General features: G+C 69.6%; 10 protein-coding genes. 6 read left to right on the forward strand and 4 right to left on the reverse strand.

The features are described 5' to 3' along the window. Positions 1-134: 134 nt before the first annotated feature. From ACK3BB_RS26455 to ACK3BB_RS26480, 6 genes are all read left to right on the forward strand, one after another. Positions 135-1,646, forward strand: a complete 1,512-nt coding sequence (locus ACK3BB_RS26455; protein WP_428929776.1) for a GMC oxidoreductase — start codon at positions 135-137, stop codon at positions 1,644-1,646. Beyond that, the gene (locus tag ACK3BB_RS26460) at positions 1,646-2,053 is read left to right on the forward strand and encodes a hypothetical protein (RefSeq protein ID WP_428929777.1); all 408 of its coding nucleotides are present in this window, start codon (positions 1,646-1,648) and stop codon (positions 2,051-2,053) included. Before ACK3BB_RS26455 ends, ACK3BB_RS26460 begins: the two co-directional genes overlap by 1 nt. Before the next feature lie 11 nt (positions 2,054-2,064). Beyond that, on the forward strand, positions 2,065-2,223 hold the full coding sequence (locus ACK3BB_RS26465; RefSeq protein WP_428929778.1) for a hypothetical protein: 159 nt from the start codon (positions 2,065-2,067) through the stop codon (positions 2,221-2,223). Between the two features lie 22 nt (positions 2,224-2,245). Beyond that, positions 2,246-3,232: a lysylphosphatidylglycerol synthase transmembrane domain-containing protein gene (locus ACK3BB_RS26470; RefSeq protein ID WP_428929779.1), complete on the forward strand. Its 987-nt coding sequence runs from the start codon at positions 2,246-2,248 to the stop codon at positions 3,230-3,232. Further along, complete coding sequence (locus tag ACK3BB_RS26475) at positions 3,225-4,031, forward strand: acyltransferase (RefSeq protein WP_428929780.1); 807 nt, start codon at positions 3,225-3,227, stop codon at positions 4,029-4,031. The genes ACK3BB_RS26470 and ACK3BB_RS26475 overlap by 8 nt, the downstream gene beginning before the upstream one ends. A 299-nt stretch (positions 4,032-4,330) precedes the next feature. Beyond that, a complete protein-coding gene (locus ACK3BB_RS26480; protein ID WP_428929781.1) occupies positions 4,331-10,234 on the forward strand; it encodes a hypothetical protein in 5,904 nt (1,967 codons plus the stop codon). A 12-nt stretch (positions 10,235-10,246) separates the two neighbouring features. Here the strand turns inward: ACK3BB_RS26480 and ACK3BB_RS26485 are convergent, their stop codons facing one another. The 4 genes from ACK3BB_RS26485 to ACK3BB_RS26500 form a co-directional block, all read right to left on the reverse strand. Next, positions 10,247-11,263 carry an AraC family transcriptional regulator ligand-binding domain-containing protein gene (locus ACK3BB_RS26485; protein WP_428929782.1) on the reverse strand — a complete coding sequence of 339 codons (1,017 nt, stop codon included), beginning with the start codon at positions 11,261-11,263 and terminating at the stop codon, positions 10,247-10,249. A gap of 144 nt (positions 11,264-11,407) precedes the next feature. Beyond that, positions 11,408-12,961: a sulfotransferase gene (locus ACK3BB_RS26490; protein WP_428929783.1), complete on the reverse strand. Its 1,554-nt coding sequence runs from the start codon at positions 12,959-12,961 to the stop codon at positions 11,408-11,410. Positions 12,962-13,127: 166 nt separating this feature from the next. Further along, a complete protein-coding gene (locus tag ACK3BB_RS26495; protein WP_428929784.1) occupies positions 13,128-14,120 on the reverse strand; it encodes a hypothetical protein in 993 nt (330 codons plus the stop codon). 171 nt (positions 14,121-14,291) lie between these two features. Further along, the gene (locus ACK3BB_RS26500; RefSeq protein ID WP_428929796.1) at positions 14,292-15,272 is read right to left on the reverse strand and encodes a sulfotransferase; all 981 of its coding nucleotides are present in this window, start codon (positions 15,270-15,272) and stop codon (positions 14,292-14,294) included. Between the last annotated feature and the right edge of the window lie 64 nt (positions 15,273-15,336).

The following is a 15,336-nucleotide window of genomic DNA, read 5'->3' on the forward strand; positions in this document are numbered from 1 at the left end:
CTGCCGGCAACGGCTGATCATTCTGTTTACAGGTTGAGGTACTTTTTGTGTTCGTAGACGCTCGCTCTCTGCCGGAAGGAGAGGTCTTGCATTGTGATGTCTGCATCGTTGGTGGGGGCGCTGCGGGAATTACAATGGCAATGGAATTGCGCGACACCGGCATTGATGTCGTGCTGCTGGTTGGCGGCGACATGCATTTCGACGATGCCGCGCAATCGCTTTACGCCGGGCCGAATGTCGGCATCCAGGGCTGGGAGCTGGACGAATCCCGGCTGCGCATGCTGGGCGGGTCGACCAACCATTGGGCCGGCAACTGCATTCCGCTCGATCCCATCGATTTCGAGGCCCGGCCGGGCATTCCCTATTCGGGCTGGCCGATCACCCGCGCCGATCTCGATCCCTATTACCTGCGCGCGCAGGCCTATGTCGAAACCCCGTCGGCCGATCTGTTCGACACGCCCGAGCGGCTGGCGGCGATAGGCCCCGGGGCGCTGGATTTCGATCCGGACAAGCTGCGCACCTTCATCTATGCCGAAAGCACGCCGACGACCTTCGGCTATACCTACGAGGAACAGCTGGGCGCGGCGCCGTCGCTGCGCGTGCTGGTCCATGGGTCGGCGCTGGAGATCGAGACCAACGATACCGCGTCGGAAGTGACCGGCGTGCGCGCGGGCACGATCAGCGGGGCGCGGTTCTCGGTGGTTGCCCGGCATTACGTGCTGGCCGCCGGCGGGGTCGAGATCCCGCGGCTGCTGTTTCTGTCGAACAAGGTCAGCCCGGCCGGGCTGGGCAATGGCAACGACCTGGTCGGGCGGTTCTTCAGCGACCATTACTCGATCCGGCCTTCGCTGACTTCGCTGGGCCGCGACAAGGCGGCCGATCTCGACCTGTACACCCGGTCGCACGATATCGACGGCGGGTATTTCCGGGGGGCGATCGGCGCTTCGGAAACCCTGCTGCGCGAGGAAGAGCTGCCGAATTTCCTGTTCTTCGTGCAGGCCCAGGAAAACGCCTCGCCGGGGCGGCAATCGGCCCAGGCGCTGCGCCGGGCGGTGGGCCAGGGCGAGATGCCGTCCAACCTGATGTGGCACCTTGAGAACCTGCTGACCGACATGGACGGGGTGACCAACGAGATCTATCGCACCGTGACGGGCACCAATGACAACCTGATCGAACGCACCTGGATCGACCCCTGGGTGGTGACCGAGAGCATCCCCGATCCCGAGAGCCGGATCATGCTGGTCGACAGCCGCGATCCGATCTTTGGCCAGAACCAGGTGGCGATGGATTGGCGCATGGCCTCGGGCCAGCTGGAGGTGTTCGTGCGGGCGACCGAGATCCTGGCGCAGGAGCTGGGCCGGCTGGGCTATGGGCGGATCTGGAGCGCGCTGCTCAACGATCCCGAGAGTTGGCCGACCTATCCGGCCCATGGCAAGCACCATTGCGGCACGACGCGCATGTCGGACGATCCGCGCAGCGGGGTTGTCGATGCCGATTGCCGGATACATGGCGTGTCCAACCTGTTCGTGGCCAGCAGCGCGGTCTTTCCGACCCAGGGCGCGGCCACGCCGACACTGACCATCGTGGCGCTGTCGGTGCGGCTGGCCGATCATCTCAAGATACGCCTGGCCGAGGGGGACCTGTGATGGGCGCAAGCAAGGCAAACGGCCCCGGCCGGCGCGACGTGATGGCGCTGATCCTGGCGGCCACCGGGTCGGCGCTGGCCTCGGGAATGGCCCCTGGCATGGCCCGGGCCGCAGCGGCGCCGGGGCCGGTGGATCATGCCCTGGTCGATCACGCCCGGGCGCTTGGCGTGGCGGTGCTGCGCAGCGGCCGGGTGCCGCGCGAGGCCGGGGCGCTGCGCGCCGGGCTGGCCGGGCGGGGCATCACCGACGGCACGCCCGAAGCGATGATCCGGGCGGCGGTCGACCGGGCCGCGGCTGCGGATTTCCAGGCCGGCGACACGATTTGCATCGACGGGCTGATGTTAAGCCGGACCGAGGCCGAAGCCCTGGCCTATGTTGCGATTTCCCATGACAATTCATTCAGTTAGAAAGTATCCCATTGCCCCGTACCCCTGCCATCCTGGGTGGCATCTGCCTGTTGGCCGGCCTGGCCGTCTTTGTGCTGATGCCCGCAAGCCGTTACACGCTGACAACGCTGCTGGTGCTGCTGGCGCTGGTCTTCTTCCTGGTCGCGCGCCGCCGGGCGCGGCGGGGCTAGGCGGCTTGGGGGAGGCGGGCGGATGAGCCGGTCGGGCCTGTTCTTCGCGGCCAAGCTACTGTTCGGCCTGGCGCTGCTGGCCGTGCTGCTCTTGCGCGGCGACACCTGGGCCGAGACCGCGGCGGTGCTGGGCGGGCTGGACCTGGCGGGGCTGATCCTGGTGCTGGCGATGCCAGTGCCGCTGATCTGGGCGAGCTGCCTGAAATGGCAATTGCTGCTGGATTACCGGGGCATCCGCGTCACGATCCCGCCGCTGATGCGCTATTACACGGTCGGGTACTGGTTCAACAATTTCCTGCCCAGCAGCCTGGGCGGCGATGCCGCGCGGTCCTACCTGGTGGGCAAGCGGATCGGGTCGCAATCGGAATCGCTGGCCGCCGTGGTGCTGGAACGGCTGACCGGGCTGGTCACGCTGGTCGCCCTGGCGATCCTGGGGTTCATCGCCACGCCCCGGGTCCAGGACGATCCGGTCGTCGTGGCCGCGCTGGCCATCATGGCCGGCGGCTGCCTGGCGCTGTCGCTGATCATCTGGGCGCCGGGCCCGTTCCAGCGGATCGGCACGGGAAGTGTCACGGGTAGCGGGCTGATCGGGCGGCTGGCCGGGGCGGCCGGCCGGGTGCGCGGGGCGATGCAGAGCTTCTGGGGCGCGCCGCGGGTCATCACCCTGGCCGCGGCCTATTCGTTTGGCTACCACGCGCTGACCATCGTCAATGTCTACGTGGCCTCGCGGGCGCTGGGGATCGACGTCGGCTTTGCCGGCCTGTGCGCCGTGACGCCGATCATCCTGGTCCTGGCCGCCCTGCCGACGACGCCGGGCAGCATCGGCGTCTGGGAATGGGCCTATTCGGTGCTGCTGATGCCCATCGGGGCCGAGCTGGAACAAGGCCTGGCCATCGCGCTGGTGCTGCGGGGCCAGCTGCTGTTCACCTCACTGGTCGGCGGCGTGCTCTACGTCGCCGAGAAACGGCCGCTGGCGGTGGCCGCGCAATCGGATGAAACACATGGATGACAAGCAGACAGCCGCGCCCGGTGCCGCAAGGCCCGTGGGCGAGATTTCCTACAAGGTGCAGGACGAGGTGGCCGGGCGCCAGACTTCGGCGATGCACAAGTACCAGGACATGGTGATCGGCTCGCGCTCGCTCTGGGCGCTGATCCGGTTCGAGCTGATCATGCTGTTCACCTGTTCGATCCCCGGCGCGCTGGGGCTGGCGCTGCGGGGCAAGCTCTATCCGCTGATCCTGGGCGAGGTCGGCCGGGGCGTGGTCTTTGGCCGGAACATGACCCTGCGCCATCCGCACAAGATCCGCATCGGCGACGGGGTGATCATCGACGACAACGTGATGATGGATGCCAAGGGCGAGACCAACGAAGGCATCGTGATCGCCGAGAACTGCTTTGTCGGGCGCAATTCGATCCTGAGCTGCAAGAACGGCACGATCGAGATGGGGCGCAATGCCAACATCGGGTTCAACGCCGAGGTCTTTTCATCGAGCCGGGTGGTGATCGGGCCGGACACGCTGATCAGCGCCTATTGCTACGTGGTGGGCGGGGGCAATTACGATCCCAACCGCACCGACGTGCCGATCAACCGCAGCCTGCGCGAGGACCGGGCGACGGGGATCACGCTGGAAGGCAACATCTGGGTCGGCACCCATTCGATCCTGCGCGACGGGGCTGATATCGGGGCGGGCACGGTGGTGGCCGCGGGTTCGGTGGTCAACACCCCGATGCCGGGTTGGTCGATCGTCGGGGGCACGCCGGCCAAGGTCATCGCGCAGCGGCCCGACCCGGCGCCCGAGGCGGGCTGAGCCGGCCCGCCCCGTTTCCTGCCTGTCCTGACATCGACCCGCAAGGTGGCACAGCCCGGCGGGCGTGGCCCGGGCGCGACAGCCCGGGGCCATGGCCGCGCGGCCCGTTCCATTCCGCCCGGCGCGGTGCTTTTTGGCGCCAAATGGCAAGCCGGCCGGTCGCATCCTGACTAGTATCGCATCCGCAGCACGCCCCGACCCCGGCGTCCCGGCCATTTCGCCGGGCGTCCGGGATGCCGGGGCGCGACATGCGCAGGGATGATACGCCGGTCCGACCGTGACGGCAGGTGGAGACGACAATGAACGACAAGACGCCGGTCTTCGGCCCGGTCCGGTCCGCCAAAGGGCGGCTGCTGGCCGGGGTATGGCGGCAGGCTCCGGCGGGGCCGGGCCTGTCGCTGGCACTGTGCGGGGCGTTGCTGGCCGGGTCGGCGGCGGCCGAGTGCACGGTCGACGGGACGGATACGCTGTGCACCGGCGAAATCGCCTATTTCCTGGCCCGGGATTTCGTCGAGAACCAGGCGTTCACCTTTCGGTTCAGCGACCTGACCGTGCCGATCAGCGGCGAGGGCAGCCCGTCGACGGGCGGGCTGCAAACCCCGGCGATCGGGCTGTCCAGCACGGTCACGGCCAGCGGCATCACGCTGTCCTTCGATGGCGGGACCGAGGGCATCGACACGGCGGGCCATGGCATCGGCATTCTCAACCAGGCCCCCAACGGCGCGGCAGGCGAGGACGCGGCCCATGCCTGTCCGGGCAAGGCCGGCGGGACCGGTGGGGATATCGCGCTGACGATCCTGTCGGGCGATGTGAAATCGACCTTTGACGGGAACAATGGCGACAGGAAGTCGGCACTGTGGGCGGCGGTGCTGGCCGAAAGCGAAGGCGGATCCGGCGGTCGGGGCGGCAAGGGCCTGCGCCGGTTCGGCTACAAATCGACGGGCGGCGACGGCGGCAAGGGCGGCGACGGCGGCGACGTGACGGTCGTGGTGACCGAAGACGCCCGCCTTCGCGGGGCGGGCAGCAACGGGCTGGTGGCGCAGAGCATCGGCGGCAAGGGCGGGCAGGGCGGCGACGCCAGCAGCGCCGTCATCGGCCAGGCCAAGGGCGGCAAGGGGGGCCAGGGCGGCCGGGGCGGTGACGTGACCGTCACGGCGCAGGGCCGGTTCCGGGCCGAGGGCATCGCCATCCTGGCCCGCAGCCTGGGCGGCGAGGGTGGCAGCGGCGGCGAGGCCGGCGGGCTGTTTTCCGAAGGCGGGGGCAGCGCCCGGGCCGGGGCCGGCGGCGACGTGTCGGTCACGCTGGGCACAGGCACCGAGATCACGACCCGGGGCGCGGAGGCCCTGGGCATCCTGGCCCAGAGCATCGGCGGCTTTGCCGGCGAGGGCGGGCAGGGCAACGGCTTTGTGGGCTATGGCGGCAGCGGCGAGAGCGGCGGCGCCGGCGGGGCCGTCTCGTTGAGCATGACCGACACGACGGTCACGACAAGCGGCAAGGATTCCACGGGCATCGTGCTGGAAAGCGTCGGCGGCGGCGGCGGGCTGGGCGGCAAGGGCGGCGGCGTCGTGGCCCTGGGCGGCGAGGGCAATGCCGGGGGCGCGGGCGGCGAGGTCATGGCCGACCTGGACCAGGTCACGGTGACGACCACGGGCGAACATGCCGCCGCGCTGAGCGCGCTGAGCCTTGGCGGCGGCGGGGGCATGGGCGGCGCCGGGCGCGGAGCGGCCCAGGTCGGCGGCAGCGGCGGATCGGGCGGCAAGGGCGCCAATGTCCATGTCACGACAAGCGGGCTGTTCTCGACCACGGGCGATGTCTCGGCGGGGATCAAGCTGGAAAGCACCGGCGGCGGCGGGGGCTCGACCTATGTCACCTACGGGGTGCTGGCCATCGGCGCCGATGGCGGCGCAGGGGGCGCCGGCGGGGCCGTGCAACTGCAGAATTCGGCAACGGTGTCGACCGAGGGGCTGCTGTCCCGGGGCATCCTGCTGCAAAGCATCGGCGGTGGAGGTGGCGAAGGCTCTGCCGTCGTGGCCGTCGCTCCCTACCTGTCCGTCGCCCTGGGTGGCGAAGGCGGGGCAGGGGGCGACGGTGGTGCCGTCACCTACAGGGACGAAGCGGACAGACCGGCCGGATCGGTGACCACGCAGGGCAACCTGTCGAGCGCGCTGGTGGCGCAGAGCGTGGGTGGCGGCGGCGGCTCTGCGGGCACCGCAGTGTCGGTGGCGGCCTCCTGGCCCATGGCCATGTCGCTGGGCGCCAGCGGCAGCGGGGGCAAGGGCGGATCGGCGGGCAAGGTGGTGATCGACACGGCCGCCGACATCACGACGCTGGGCCGGCTGTCGGCCGGGATCAAGGCGCTGTCGCAGGGCGGCGGCGGCGGCGATACCGGGCTGCTGATCACCCCGGCCGCGGCGCCGAAGGGCGTCGACCTGGATATCGCGCTGGCCGGCTCGGCCGGGGTGGCGGGCCATGGCGGCGCGGTCAGCGTGACCAGCGCGGGCCGGGTCACGACCGAAGGCGTGCGGGCCGATGCGATCTTTGCGCAATCCAGCGGCGGGGGCGGTGGCTCGGCCAATTCGGCCTCGGGCGGCGGGCTTGGCGTCTTGTCCTACGGGGTGTCGACCTCGATCGGCGCGACCGGGGGCAAGGGCGGCAACGGCGGCGCGGTGAGTGTCGAACAGAGCGGCGCGGTGGACACGACGGGCGACCTGTCGCGGGGCATCTTTGCCCAGTCGGTCGGCGGCGGCGGCGGCGATGCATCAAGCGCGATCGACGTGTCGTTGGCGAGCACGGCCTCGGCCAGCTATACGCTGGGCGGCACCGGGGGCAGCGGCGGCAAGGGCGGAACGGTGTCGGTGACCTCGGCCGGGTCGGTGGCCACGGCGGGCGACACCGCAACGGCCATCATGGCGCAAAGCCTTGGCGGCGGCGGCGGTGTCGGCGGGCTAGCCGGCCATGGCACGATCGATCGTTACACGGTCAACCTGGCCATGGGCGGCAAGGGTGGCAAGGGCGGCAAGGCCGGCACGGCCGAGGTCGTGGTGCAGGACACGGTGACCACAACCGGCCGCCTGTCGCACGGCGTGGTGGCCCAGAGCACCGGCGGCGGCGGGGGCATGGCCGGCGGCGCGCTGGGGCTGGCCATCGGCAAGGCGGCGGTCAATCTCAACCTGGGCGGCCGCGGAGGCAATGGCGGCGACGGCAGCACGGCGTCGATCCTGATCGACGCCGACGGCCATGTGCAGACAACCGGTGACGGGGCGGTGGCGCTGATGGCGCAATCGGTCGGCGGCGGGGGCGGCGTGGGCAACCTGTCGCTCGAAGTCGGGCTGGCCGTCGACATGTCGCTGGCGATGTATTCAAGCAATGGCGCCGACGGGGCCGGGGGCACGGCGCAGGTCACGACCGAGGCAGGCAGCCTGGTCGAGACAACGGGCGAAGATGCCGTGGCCGTCCTGGCCCAGAGCGTGGGCGGCGGCGGCGGTCTGGTGCTGATCGACATCGACGAGGCCCAGGGCGCCACGATCGACCTGGGCGGTATCAGCACAAACGGCGACGAGCGCGAGCTGAGCGCGGGCGGCGAGGTCATTGTCGAAACGGCAGGCACCATCACGACCGAAGGCACGCGCAGCCATGGCATCCTGGCCCAGAGCGTGGGCGCGGGCGGCGGGGCGGTGCTGACGGCGGTGCAGGATGCGGATGCCACCGTGCGCGTGGGCGGCTCCAAGGCCGCGACCGGCGATTCCGGCGACGTGCAGGTGACCAACAGTGGCCATATCGTGACCTCCGGCGACCAGGCGGCGGGCATCATCGCCCAGGGCGTGGGCGGCGGCGGCGGGCTGGGGCCCAATGCGATGCTGGCCTTCTCGGCCGATGTCGAGACGCTCAACATGGGATATGCCGTGGGCGGTGTGTCCAACGGCTTTGCCCAGGCCCAGCACAATGCCCGGGGCAACGGCGGGATCATCGATGTGCAGACCGGCGCGATCACGACAACCGGCACGGCGGCCCATGGCGTGGTGGCCCAGTCGGTCGGCGGCGGCGGGGGACTTGCCGCGGTGGTCGATGCCGATGGCCAGGTCGTGGCGGCCATGGCCGGCAGTGTCGCCGAGGGCGGCGAGGGCAATGCCCGGGCGGTGACCGTGACCGTCGACGGCCCGGTTGCGGTCTCGGGCGCGGAGGCCCACGGGATCATTGCCCAATCGGCCGCCGGCACGAAGCGCAGCCCGAACCCGGTCAGTGTCACGGTGACCGGCTCGGTGGCGGCCACGGGCGAGAACGGCCGGGGGATCCTGGCCCAGAGCACCGGGGGCAAGAGGAACGCGGCGATTGTCCTGGAGGTGGCCGAAGGGGCCAGCGTGACCACCGGGGAAGAGGGCCGCGAGGCGGTGCTGCTGCTCGACGGGACCGATAACACGATCGACAATGCCGGGGTGATCGCCACCCTGGGCGGTTTTGCCGATGCCGATGACGGGGCCTATGCGATCCGGGCCGAGGGCACCGACTCGGCAACGGCCGTCACCAACACGGGCCGGATCAGCGGGGCGATTTCCGGCCAGGGGCTGTCGGTGCAGAATGCGGCCGGCGGGGTGATCGAGTTCGGGCGCGAGAACCTGCTGGGCGGCGGGCTCTACAGCCAGGGGGTGATGACCACCGGCGAACAGGGCGTGGTGCGCCGGTCGCGGGTGACGGGCAGCGTCGAGATGGACGGCGGCACGCTGCTGGTCGATCACCAGCTGGGCGACGGGGCCGACACCGGGGCGTCGGCCGACCTGCTGACCCTGAACGGGGCCAGCACGCTGACCGGCGAGATCCGCACGCAGATCGTGGGGGTCAACCTGATGAGCGAGGGCAGTGTCGACAGTGTCGACATCCTGCGCCTGCCGGTCTCGACCCGCGGCGAGATCGACCTGAGCGTCGCGGATACGGCGGTGATCGATTACCGGCTGGTCGAAAGCGATGCCTCGGGGATCGCGACCTACAGCCTTGAATACGCGGTGGATTACACGCCCTGGCAACAGGCTGCGGGCGGCGGCATCCAGCGTGTCGGGGCCGAGGATACGGATGGAGACCTGGCCGTGCCGGGGGGTGTCAACCTGGGCAATGCCGCGCGGTTCGGCGATTACCTCGACACGCTGGTGCGCGCGCGTCAGGCCGAGATCGCGGCCGGCGGGGGCTCGGCCTATGCCTGGACCGAGGACCTGGCCAGCCAGGTGCTGGAGGTCGGCGATGTCGAAACGCTGCTGGCCGATTACGACATGCTGGTGCCCAACGTGCACAGCGCGCCGCTGGATGCCAACATGCTGGCGGCGATCAACTTTGCCAATGCCCTGCTGTCCTGCCCCGAAGAGGGCGCGCCGGGGCTGGAGCGCCGGGGCGGCGACGGGGCCTGCAGCTGGATCAACATCCAGGGCGATTACATGACCCGCGACGCGACCCATTCCACGCTGGGCTACTCGGAACAGACATTCGGCCTGTCGGCCGGGTTCCAGGCCGGGATCGGGGCCGATCTGCAGGCCGGGATCGGGCTGTCCTACGAGGCCTCGCACCTGTCGGCGCGCAACCTCAGCGACGGCGGCGGCGAGCGCGTGCAGCTGGGGCTGCTGGTCGAGAAACAGGCCGGGCCCTGGGTGCTGGGCGCGGGGGTGACGGCGGGATACGGCGATTACGGGCTGGACCGGCTGACGCCGACGCCCGACGGGGTCAAGGACGCCCACAGCGACCCGCGGATCGGCATCCTGTCGGTGCATGGCCGGGTGGCCCGGCGCTTCGACCTGGGCCAATGGTACATCGAGCCGCGTTTCGATGCCGGGGTGCATTACCAGTGGCGGCCGGGCTATGCCGAGACCGGGGCGGGCGATTACGGCGTGCGGTTCTCGGATTACGACGAAACCGCGCTGACCCTGAACCCGCAGCTGGAAATCGGCGGCTCGGTGGCGCCGGGCACGCGGGCGTTCCTGCGGGCCGGGGTGCTGGGCGTCGTGGGCGGCGGGCGCGAGATGGGTGCGACCTTTACCGGCGTGCCGGATGGTGGCCCGGTGATGCAGGTGCGCGACGATCCCGACGACCTCTTTGCCAATATCGCGGTGGGCTTTGATGCCCAGCTCTCGGATGGCTGGTCGATGCGGATCGAGGCGAAATCCCTGCTGGGCGAGAACCAGCGCGCCTTTTCCGGCGCGGCGCGGCTGCAATACCGGTTCTAGGGGGCGGGCCTGTCAGGCGCGGCCGGCCAGGCGATAAGCCGAGGGCGAACAGCCGGTCAGGCGGCGGAAGGCGCGCGAGAAATGCGCGGTGTCGCTATAGCCCAGCTGGTAGGCGATCTCGGTCACCGGCAGGGCCGAGCCGGTCAGCAGCCGCCGGGCGCGATCGAGGCGCAGGCCGTCGACCAGGTCGGTAAAGCTGTGCCCCTCGGCGCGCAGCCGCCGTTGCAGGGTGCGCGGGGTCATGTGCATCTGGCCGGCGACCGACGGCAGATCGCATGCGCCGAGAAACAGCCGGGCCTCGGCCAGGTGGCGCACGGTTTCGGACAGGGTGCGCGGCGGGCGGTCGCGCAGGATGGCGCGCAACTCGTCTCGGCTGAGCACCGGGGTATCGGCCGGGGCCAGGCGGGGGGCGTCCAGCGCCCCGGCGGCAAAGACCAGCCCGGGCGCGGCGGATCCGGCGATCACCGGCACCTGCAACGCGTCTTCCAGGGCGGCCAGGCGCGGGTGGCTGGGGTAATCGACTTCGATCCGGGCGGGGCGCCAGCCGGGGCCGAGATAAAGCCCGAACATGTCGAACAGCGCGGGCAGGGTGTGTTCGACATGCTGGGCCCGCCGTTCGGGGGCGGCAACGGGCACGTGGTAGGACAGCCGCGCCATCGGCCCGGCGCGGTCCAGCGCCAGCCGCCCGCCGCTCTGGTGATAGGCCAGGCCGCGGCGGATGCGGTTCAGGCTGTGGCGCAGGGTGGGCGCGGCGCGGACCAGCCGGGTCCAGGGGCCGAAACCGCCGGGCATCTGCTGGCCCACGCGCAGGCCGATCAGCCCGTCGCCGGTCAGCCGGGCGGCGCGGTCAAAGAGCCCCACCATGTCGCGCAGAGGCACCATGGCCCCGGGCCGGGCGGCGATGTCGGGCTCCAGCCCCGACCCGTCGAACAGCCGGCGCACCCCGTCGGGCCCGAGCCGGGCCTCGACAAGGTCGGGCAGGGGGCCAAGCCCCCGGATCGAGGTCATGTGAAGCGCGTTTGCCGACATGCCCTTGATTTTGGGGACGAAACAGGCCGATTTCAAGGCGCTCCCCACCCGCCGGGCGACCCGCCGCCGGGGGTGGGCCAATGCCGGGCGGGTCATCGGCGGGGCAGGGCCGATCGCCGGCTGGGTGGTTCGGGAGGCGGCGGCTCAGCCCAGGCCCAGGGTCGCGAAGGGCGCGGTCTTTTCGTATTGCACGAGAAAGCGTTCGGCCATGATGTGCAGCACGACATCGGGCTTTTCCTGGGCGATCACGTCTTCATAGACCTGGCCCTTGTGCCAGATGAACAGGCTTTCCGAGAAATGCTCTGCCAGCAGGTCGACCATGAAATCCGATGTCGAATCGCGAAAGATCACCGCCCGGGGCAGCCGCGTGTCGGGGTTGGAAAACCGGAAGGTCTCGCGTTCGCCCAGCAGGTCGAGCAAGCCCTGGTCGACCGGCTGGCGCACGGCTTTCGCCGCGCCGTCGGGCAGCTGGTAGCGGGTGAGGTATTCGATCTTGTCGCCCAGGGCGACATCCTTCCACGGCCCGTCGAAATGCTGGCGGGCCTCGGGGTCGAGCTGGGTGAAGAGATCGCCGCCATAAGAGGCCAGCGACGGTTCCAGTTCGGCCAGCCGGATCGGCGCACGGGTGCGCGCGGCCTGGCCGAGCCGGCGGTTCAGCGTTTCGACGACGTGGTGATAGAGGAACCAGGCGCCCAGCCAGTTGGTATGGGAATCACCTCGGAAATAGACATGCCCATGGGACCGGGCATCGGTCAGCACGTCGCGGGGATAATCGAAGCAGGGCAGGTCCATGTCCTGCAGCAGCCGGGCCGGGCGCTGGTCCGACACGTCCTTGCCGTCAAAGATTTTGGGCAGGAACTGCGGATAGACGATCTGTTTCTCGGGCACGGCGAATTTCAGGTAGGTGATGCCCTGCGCGGCCAGCGTGTCGTGGCGGGTCTGCAGCGCGGCGCGGGCATTGTCGCAGGCGGCCTGCGACCAGGTGCGGGCGCCATAGCAGTAATCGAGGAAATCCGAGCTGTCGTTGATCAGGTAGACCCAGCCATGTTCCGACAGCATGGCCTTGGACGATTGGGTCAGCCGTTTCACATAGGCCAGGAAATCGGGTTCGTTGGTGTTGTAGAGCGACAGGCGCGACGACCACAGCCGGCGGTCATAGGCGGCGGTGCGGTTTTCGTGGCCCAGGGCCATGGGCGTGTCGAGCCCGAGCAGCCGCGACACGGCTTGACCATTGGCCCCGGCGTCGTCGTCGATGCAGATTTCGAGGAAGGGCGCGCCGGTCTCGGCGGCCAGGGTGCGGATGCCCTCGTTGATCTCGGTATGGGCAACGGTGAGCTTGTCGAGGTCGATCTTGATGTCGAACTTGCTGAAGAACTCGCGCATGCTGCGCTGCCAGGTGGCCACATCCCGGCGGGTGGTCAGGATGAACCGGGCGTCGGGATAGGTGGCAAAGAGATCGCGGTAGAAGGTGCGCGTGGGATAATCGGTGAAGGCGGTGTAACCCGATCCGTCGATGAAGGCGCGCAGGCGGTCCCAATTGCTGGCGTAATCCACGTGGGCCGGTTCGGTAACGCCGCTTTCCTTGAAGAAGTAATGGACCGAATTGAACCCGGCGGATTGAAAGAACTTGTGCAGGGTCATGGTGCCGGTGCGGGAATCGCCCAGCACGAATACCGGCCTTGCCGTTGTTTCCGTCATCGAAGAATAGTCTCCCTTGCGGCCCGTGCCCCTGGCCGGACGGCTGATTGTTCGGGCCCTGTGCCGCGGCGGCGGTCGCCGGGCCGCGCGCCGGCCGTGGCCGGGGCGGGTGCGAGGGCAGATGCCGGTGCAGGTGCCAGGGCGGGGATGGCCGGGGTCGCGGGTCTCAGGGCTTGTCCGCCTTGTACTCGGGCTTGAACCAGCTGGCCATGTTGCGGGCCAGGACCTCGATCTGTTCCTCGGTCAGGCTGTATTGGCCGGCGTCCTCGGCATCGGGCAGCAATGCGCGGGCCTCGTCGGGTGTCGGCACGCCAAAGCCCTCGCCCTCGGGCAGGCGGGCGTTGACCGGGGCGGTCATCTCCTGCATCCGGTCGAGAAAGGCGGCCAGCGCGTCGGGCGCGACATAGGGCATTTCCGAGCGGATATGGGGCAGCTCGTTCGACAGGGCATCGGCCACGAACAGCCGCGCCCGGCGCCCGACATGGCGGTTGAAGGCGATCTGGATGCATTCCTCGGCGCGGGTCAGCGAGCGATTGACCTGGGCCTTGGCCGGTATGGCCAGCTGGCCCGGGGCTAGGTCCAGCCAGGCTTCGGTTTCGGCCAGCAGGGTCTTGCGATGACGCGAATAATTGCGAACCGTGACCGTTACCGGCGCCTCGCCGGCCAGGTCGAGAAACCGGTCGACCTGGCGCGGCACGGCATAGCCTTCCAGAAAGCCCTCGATCGGCTTGCTCAGCCCGCCCTTCACACCCTGCTTGTAGGCCGACAGGGCGTGATCGAGCGGATCGCGGATGAAGAGCAGCAGGTGGGTCGGCACCTGCGCCGCCCGGGCGCGGATCTCGGGCCAGAGGTTCTGGTTGACGATGGACGAGAACAGGCCTTCGTTCGAAAAGACCAGCCGGGTGCAGTCGCCCATCTCGGCGGCGTCGACGGCGGCATCATAGGAGCCGTCGGTGTGAAACCCGCGCCCCTTGGTCGGGGGCAGGTTGCCGACATTGACATCACCGGCCAGGGCCCGTTCGTGCTGGCGGCCGGCCGAAGGATAACAGATGCCCCGGTCGCGCAGCGCATCGGCCGACAGGGCCAGGCTGGACTGGATATAGCTGCTGCCCGTCTTGCCCAGGCCGATATGCAGGTAGATCGATTGCGGTTGCGCCATGTCGTGCTTGTCCCCCCGGGGTGCGGTCAAATTGTAACCCCTGGGTTGTTCATCCCCCATGCCCGGAAATGGCATTCATTTCCCGATTGATCACAGTTTTCCATGGCCGCCCAATTGATGCAATGCCCCTTGGTGTCCCACGGACGGGGCTGTCCGACGCTGCCCGCCCGGTCACGCGGCGCGCTCCCAGGCGGCGGGCAGGGGCTGGCCCACGCGGTCGGCGATCTGGTCGTATTGCGGGGCCAGGCTGGCGCGCAGGGCGGCGGCGATGTCGGCGGGCAGGGACACGCGGATGCCTTCGTTCATCTTGTCCTCGGGCGCGGCGGCAATCGGCGCGATGCCCAGGAAATCGCTCAGCCGGGCCAGCGCGGGCGGGGTGAACATCTCTTCGAAGAACATGTAGAGGATGCGCCCGCGCGGCACTGCCGCTTCGAGGTTGTCCATCGTGCGCAGGTAGCTGGACCGCAGCACATGCGACACGTCCGAGCCGGCCAGCCGCGCGGCCCGGTCGAGGCAGGCCGTGCGATAGGCGGTTTCGTCGATGTCCGGGCCGGTTTTCTGCTGCATCTCCAGGCGCACGCCCATGCGCAGCTGCGACCACAGGCGGCTGACGGGATCGCGCAGCAGGAACAGGAACCGGGCCTGGCCAAAGGACGCCATGGCGCCAAAGCTGTCACGGCTGAGCATGGAATAGGCCGGGGTGATATCGCAGATCACCCGTTCGGACCGGCGCCCGCGCAGCAGGTAATCGACATAGGGCCGCAGCCCGTTGCGCCCGTCGGGCTGGCCGGTGAAGACGCCCAGGTGGGCGGCGGCATCCTCGATCCGGGCCAGGGCGGCGCGGTTGGCCGGGCCGATCTCGGGGGTCAGCCGGGCGATGGCCTGTTCGATGTCCGACACCTTGCGCCGGATGCGGCGGTCGAGATCGGTATGGCCTTCGAGAATGTCGAAGAAATGCACTTCCTTGGCAATCGGCACGTGGCAATCGTCATGTGCCTGCAGCACCCGGTGCAGCCAGGTCGTGCCGGATTTCTGGGCGCCGATGCAGTAGAACATCGTGGCGTCGGGCGGGAAATGCCCGGCGCCATGGGGGGCGTTGGCGACAATCGCGCGAAGCGCGTCATGCGCCGTGTCGGGAAGGCCGTCGGGCATCTGGGTCAAGCTCGTCTCCTGCTGCGCCGCCGGTTTCTGGCGGGCGATGGCGGGGAAAGGGGGG

The sequence above is a fragment of the Marinibacterium sp. SX1 genome (assembly GCF_050389775.1).
Lineage (GTDB): Bacteria > Pseudomonadota > Alphaproteobacteria > Rhodobacterales > Rhodobacteraceae > Marinibacterium.

Coding starts and splice junctions, on each gene's coding strand:
- ACK3BB_RS26455 (WP_428929776.1), top strand. CDS start 135: ATGGCAATGGAATTGCGCGACACCGGCATTGATGTCGTGCTGCTGGTT.
- ACK3BB_RS26460 (WP_428929777.1), top strand. CDS start 1,646: ATGGGCGCAAGCAAGGCAAACGGCCCCGGCCGGCGCGACGTGATGGCG.
- ACK3BB_RS26470 (WP_428929779.1), top strand. CDS start 2,246: ATGAGCCGGTCGGGCCTGTTCTTCGCGGCCAAGCTACTGTTCGGCCTG.
- ACK3BB_RS26475 (WP_428929780.1), top strand. CDS start 3,225: ATGGATGACAAGCAGACAGCCGCGCCCGGTGCCGCAAGGCCCGTGGGC.
- ACK3BB_RS26480 (WP_428929781.1), top strand. CDS start 4,331: ATGAACGACAAGACGCCGGTCTTCGGCCCGGTCCGGTCCGCCAAAGGG.
- ACK3BB_RS26485 (WP_428929782.1), bottom strand. CDS start 11,263: ATGTCGGCAAACGCGCTTCACATGACCTCGATCCGGGGGCTTGGCCCC.
- ACK3BB_RS26490 (WP_428929783.1), bottom strand. CDS start 12,961: ATGACGGAAACAACGGCAAGGCCGGTATTCGTGCTGGGCGATTCCCGC.
- ACK3BB_RS26495 (WP_428929784.1), bottom strand. CDS start 14,120: ATGGCGCAACCGCAATCGATCTACCTGCATATCGGCCTGGGCAAGACG.
- ACK3BB_RS26500 (WP_428929796.1), bottom strand. CDS start 15,272: ATGCCCGACGGCCTTCCCGACACGGCGCATGACGCGCTTCGCGCGATT.